Source organism: Flavobacterium sp. FG139 (genome assembly GCF_057809695.1).
Window position 1 is genome coordinate 1 of record NZ_JBMDKL010000046.1, and the last position, 839, is coordinate 839.

Annotated in this window: 1 protein-coding gene; it reads right to left on the bottom strand. The window is 28.7% G+C overall.

Annotated features, from left to right (window positions below; all coding sequences use genetic code 11):
• Positions 1–58 precede the first annotated feature (58 nt).
• Positions 59–839 (bottom strand): hypothetical protein (locus tag ACODSI_RS15035; RefSeq protein ID WP_488917670.1); only part of this gene is annotated, 781 nt, incomplete at its 5' end.

Here is an 839-nt window from a genome sequence, read left to right on the forward strand (position 1 = left end):
TCAAATAAATCCCGAGCCTCGCCATTTCTTGAAACCGCTGTTACCAGCAGTATTTCTTCTAACAACCCATTGGAGTTTCAATAATTATTAGTTTTGTAACTATTTGTCCATTTTCTTTATTTGTCCCTTTTATTCTCAAGAAATACCTACTAATTCCAACTCCACAATTATTTTCAATTACCTTTTTATTTTTTGAAATTAGTTTATACATTTCCTCACCACATTCTTTTTTTACTTCATTTTTTAGTTCTTCAATTTTTACTTTTGGAAAATTTGAGTAGTCTTTTTCGGAATACTTGTGACAAATAAATACACTATTTTCGTTTTTACTTAAAAGTTTCCAATCAGAATAAAAATGTTTCCATTCAGTTAAGTCGCAATGTGGTCCTTCGTTACTTATCGTTATACTTGTTTCATAACGTTGCTCAATACTCAAATCGGTAATTTGGTCACTTAAAATTTCAATTTTTTGGTTTTCGATTGTTTCGCCAAGTTCAGCATAAATATAAACTGTATCTTTTTGAATTTGATCTAGTTTTTTCTCCTCATCAAATATTAAAAGTCTATTTATAGAAATTGACAATTCCTTAAATTTAATATCAGTTATTGTGTCTTCTAGAATATCTTTATTTTCAGTTTTGCTTTCAGATTTTAAAATTTGTAGAGAAGTTTTTTCTGAGTTCCTTAAACTATCTAAATTTGAAGTTGTAGTTTCTGCTTTTTTAGTTAGATTATTACAAGATAGAAATGCTAAAACTATTGAAATGATGAATGTTATGTGTGATTTTCTCATAATATTGCTGGTAACGTTTCGTCGCTTGCGCCAGTGGCGGTTTTCG